Here is a 4,502-nt window from a genome sequence, read left to right on the forward strand (position 1 = left end):
CGAACTCAGAAGTGAAACGCAGTTGCGCCGATGGTAGTGTGGGAGTTCCCATGTGAGAGTAGGACATTGCTAAACTTTTATTTTAGTTTCGATAATGAAACGCATTGCGCCGATGGTAGTGTGACTTATGTCACAGTAAAGCCCATGTGAGAGCGTAGCGGGACATTACGAGACTTCTAATTTGTACTTCGGTACACGGAAACCCGTAGCTCACGCTGCGGGTTTTTTGCTTTCTGGGTTTTAAATAACCTATGTTAGTGTCGGACATGGCTAGCTTGTATTAAGATAAGCCCGATTCATAAGAGTCAGATGACAAGTTTTATATCTATGCGTAGTTAACACTGCGGATTTATTTGTATTTATGTAATTTTGGAGTTGTACTGGTAAATGAGAAAATTTTTATCTTCCCCTGTAAAAATGGCACTAAGTGAAGCCGAAAGTGCTTCATACCAAAATGCATTAAAGCATGTTACTGAATTAACTTTAAACTTGATGGCGGTTAAAGTTGAAAATCGACCTGAGGATTACCTCGGTTGGTGTACCGAGTTAATTGATGTCTGTCGCAACCGCATTAATATAAGCCTGCTTGAAGATCACCAATTACCTATTTTGAAAAAATTAGAGCAAGTGCTGGTTTTAGGCGCTAGTGTTAGTCAATTCAAAATGGCACGCATAGCACCATGGCCTATATTCACTGCTTTTGTTGAACAGCAAGCTAGTTTACATGCCTTGGAAGAGCGCTTAGCACTGCTTGATTATATTGAGTTGATAAAGAGCAAACCTTTAGCTGAGATGTCTGAACTTGAACGTCTTGCCTTTGCTGGTAAACACACTAACCAACATTGTCATACGCAATATAATTTTGATGTCGAATGGTTTGCTTCAACCAAAGGCGCTAAAGTTTTCCATGTTTTATTAGCCCAGCAACCTGAAAGTTTTGATGCTGCCTTAAGTCATATTCCAGAATCTGGTGATGTAACTCCCAAACAGTATCAGCAGTTTGTTAGTGCCTACAAACAAATATTTACCAGTTACACGGTAGACAAGGAAAATGGTGAGAAAGCACCATTAGCACCAGCAACTCGTTTATTAGCGATGAAACGTCCGGATCAATTTATTGCGCTAACAAACGCAAAAATTGAAGTGCTTTGCCAAGGTTTATCGATAGCAAAATTTAATAGTTTTGATTTCGAAAGCTATTGGCAAGATATGATCGGTACTTTACGTACTTTCGCTTGGTGGCATCAAGACGAGCCTGAAGATGAACGTGAAGCCAAACTTTGGCAAGCTCGTGCGGTTTTAGTCGACTTATTTATGTTTGCCGATGAAGATTTTGCTTTTGGATCTAACTTTTTGCGTATTCGTGATAAAAAATTAAATAGCGCAGAAAGTAGCTACAAGTCTAGTCGACGAGGTCGTGTTAAGTTAACCCCTGAGGAAGTTGTTGATCAAGCACTTGCTGAAGATGGTATACCTGAGTATATTCAAGGCAAACGCGAGACTATCCTTAGAGAAGTTAAAACCGGTAAGAGTGTAGAACATGTTATTGGTTTGATGAGAGCAATCTTTGGTTAGATAGTTACATCAGTAGAGGGTAAAGCAATTTCACCCTCTATAGCCATTAATATTCAACCTGCATGGTAACGGATTTACACTGCAATTTAGCCACAGCTCTAACTAACAGTCTTCAAAAATAGCCCAGCTATTTAAGCTGTATTATCTTTCTGAAATACTATCCTTTCTAAACTAACTGCTTACAAGAGATCTCACTTCTTCATTGTTACTTTAAATCGTGACCTGCGGCTTTAATGCCGGAATACCTTTATTGATAATACTTACTCTTCTAAATAAATATAAAACGCAGAATCCAGAAGATAAATGCGCTAGCATGAGCGCAGGATAAAGTGAATATTCACCATCATTGAGGCCGAACCAGGCAAGGGGGATGAGCAGAATTAAACGGTGAATAATTCCAAGTACACTTGCCGTGATAGCTTTATCTTTGGCGTTCAATGTTGATTGATAAACAATGACACACCCTGCACCGATATAGCCCCAAGGTAACCAAGTAAGGTAATGTTTTAAATGTATGGTAACGCTATCGTGAGGACATAATGAGTTTGCCCAAAAATCTACCGTATAGTTTAACGCTATGGCAATAACAAACTGCGCTATTAGCACAGTGGCAAACATATAGCGGTATGCTTGTTTTACTCTATCATGATGACCTGTCCAGTAATTAAAGCCAATTATTGCTGGCATTGACGTGGTTAATGCCATGGGGATTAGCAAAATTATCGCTTCAAGTTTAAAGATTAAAGCAAAAGCGGCTACATAAATATGGTTATAACTAGCGGCAATTATCGTTAATATCGCCAAACTTAATGGTGTAATCAGTTGTTGGCCAAGAACTAAAATGCTGTTTAACTTTGGTTGTTTACATTGCGTCTTAAACTCATTTAATGATGGCCAGCTAAGTTTTACTTTTCGCTGTAATAGATAAAAAGAAATAAGAGTAAAGCTAATATCACTTATAGCGTGTACCAGTGAGATGGCGACTAAGCTATCAAAGTACCAAGGGCTTTGTGGAAGTAATAGTAATAATGCTAAGCTGCCCTTAAGTACTACCCAGGCTACCATAATGTTACTGGCAAGTTGGCTGAAGTTTAACGCACGTAAGATGCCATTAATTTGCCAAACAGCACCTAAAAATAACCAAGAAAAATAGCGATTATTGATATAACTTGATTGCTCTACCGCTAATTGTGGTGCCTTTATGGCTTCTTCGGACGATAACCAGTTATTGTTTCCTAATAAATGAAGTAGCTGCTCTGAAAATACTAATGCCAATATTGTGACTGTTAGCAGTGTTAGTGTGGAGATGATTAGTGTCTGGCTTATGTTACGACTAAGGTTTTCTTTCTCAAGGCAGGCAGACTTTACAACTTTATTGTTACAACGAATACTTGTGCCAACGGCAAGTGCAGTCATCGCTGCTGTGATGGGAACTGTAAAACCAAAGGCGGTTAAGGTTGCGGTACTACTTAGGGCAATTAATCCTGATTCCAAAAGTTCGTACATTAATAACAAGAGAATAGCCATAAACATCGGCTGGCTATTACGCCATATTATCGATGATATTTTCCCTTCTAGTAAGCTTGTGTGATCTTTTACTGTCATCTATAAATTCTGCTGATTTGTCGTTATGGAACCATATAATAAGAGCAGCAATAAATTAATAAACTTTCAATATTGAATGTAACAATTTTTGTCATAGGATAGCTAGTTACTTGGTTGGTAAAGTAATACATTTGTTGTTCACTAAGATTAATTGTTCAACACGACTAATTTTTTGCAACACCCAAAAAAATAGTACGTCATAACCAACTCTGTTATTTTTAGAGTACGTGGTTAAACAACCATGACAACGAAATCCGACACTAATGTATGTGTAAAGTGCTATTATGCTTACATCCCATTTATTAGATTATCAATTTAATGTTAATTTTACCTCCTAAGAAAGCTTGCAGTTGACGCTAGCTCAAACGGCTCATTCTGACGGTGACAATGCACTGTTTGAATCAATAGCCAACGACATTGTTGAAAAGGGCTACAGTATCAGCCCTTGCGCTTTGCCCGACGATTTATCCAGCTTGTTATTACAACATATTACCGAACTGCCAGGTGAAGACTTTAAACGTGCAGGTATAGGTCGTGCCAAAGAACATATTATTGACGAACTTATTCGCACCGATGAAATTAGCTGGATAACCAGTAACAGCGAAGCAGGTAGTTCTTGGATTGAATGGTCAGAGTCACTGCAAGCCTATTTAAATAGACGTTTGTTTCTTGGTTTATTCTCTTTTGAAAGTCATTTTTCTCATTACGCTAAGGGCGATTTTTATAAGAAGCACAAGGACGCTTTTAAAGGTGAAGGTAATCGTGTGCTTTCTGTGGTGGTCTATCTTAATCAACATTGGTCTGCAGCTGATGGTGGCGAGTTAGTTATTTATGATGATAAATCGCCAGATTCTTCAGTCGTTGACCAAAATATTATTACCGTAATACCTAATTTTGGCACGGTAGTGGTGTTTTTAAGTGAAGAATTTCCTCATGAAGTATTACCCGCTAGGCGAGATCGATACTCAATTGCAGGTTGGTTTCGCTTAAACAACAGTATTGCCAATAATATTGACCCTCCTAGTTAAGAGAAGTAACGATTATTCAAATAGAACAACTGACGTCACAATTTTCACAAGTCAGTTGGTAATATTTAAGAATACATTTGCTTAAATTTAACAGCTGTATTTAGCTTAAATTATTTATATTCACGTTGTACGAATTAGTTGACCCCTATAGTTACTGAAAAATGAAAAATGAACAGTGGGCAATGAGACGAAATTTCTTATCACCTCGCTCTACGAGTAACTGGTCAGAAATACCTAAGATAAACTATTGATGCAGTCATATTGATAAAATAATGTAGAGGTAAGTATGTGTGG

The 4,502-nt window shown here is 37.9% G+C and carries 4 protein-coding genes; 3 read left to right on the forward strand and 1 reads right to left on the reverse strand.

Translation table 11 applies throughout. The annotated features are described in order from the left end of the window. The first annotated feature begins 387 nt into the window (after positions 1-387). Positions 388-1,575: a hypothetical protein gene (locus HRT50_RS01315; RefSeq protein WP_291610538.1), complete on the forward strand. Its 1,188-nt coding sequence runs from the start codon at positions 388-390 to the stop codon at positions 1,573-1,575. A 210-nt stretch (positions 1,576-1,785) separates the two neighbouring features. Here HRT50_RS01315 and HRT50_RS01320 read toward each other — a convergent pair whose 3' ends face one another. Beyond that, complete coding sequence (locus tag HRT50_RS01320; protein ID WP_291610540.1) at positions 1,786-3,180, reverse strand: MATE family efflux transporter; 1,395 nt, start codon at positions 3,178-3,180, stop codon at positions 1,786-1,788. A 344-nt stretch (positions 3,181-3,524) separates the two neighbouring features. Here HRT50_RS01320 and HRT50_RS01325 point away from each other — a divergent pair, with 344 nt between their 5' ends. Further along, the gene (locus HRT50_RS01325) at positions 3,525-4,208 is read left to right on the forward strand and encodes a 2OG-Fe(II) oxygenase (RefSeq protein WP_291610542.1); all 684 of its coding nucleotides are present in this window, start codon (positions 3,525-3,527) and stop codon (positions 4,206-4,208) included. Between the two features lie 161 nt (positions 4,209-4,369). Continuing rightward, entirely contained in the window at positions 4,370-4,459 is a 90-nt protein-coding gene (locus HRT50_RS01330; RefSeq protein WP_291610544.1) for a DUF4113 domain-containing protein, read from the forward strand. Positions 4,460-4,502: the final 43 nt, after the last annotated feature.

This window comes from Colwellia sp. (genome assembly GCF_013215345.1).
Lineage (GTDB): Bacteria > Pseudomonadota > Gammaproteobacteria > Enterobacterales > Alteromonadaceae > Colwellia.

What these genes read in the sequence shown, in the direction of transcription:
- HRT50_RS01320 (WP_291610540.1), bottom strand. Translation starts at nt 3,180, where the DNA reads ATGACAGTAAAAGATCACACAAGCTTACTAGAAGGGAAAATATCATCG.
- HRT50_RS01315 (WP_291610538.1), top strand. Translation starts at nt 388, where the DNA reads ATGAGAAAATTTTTATCTTCCCCTGTAAAAATGGCACTAAGTGAAGCC.
- HRT50_RS01330 (WP_291610544.1), top strand. Translation starts at nt 4,370, where the DNA reads ATGAAAAATGAACAGTGGGCAATGAGACGAAATTTCTTATCACCTCGC.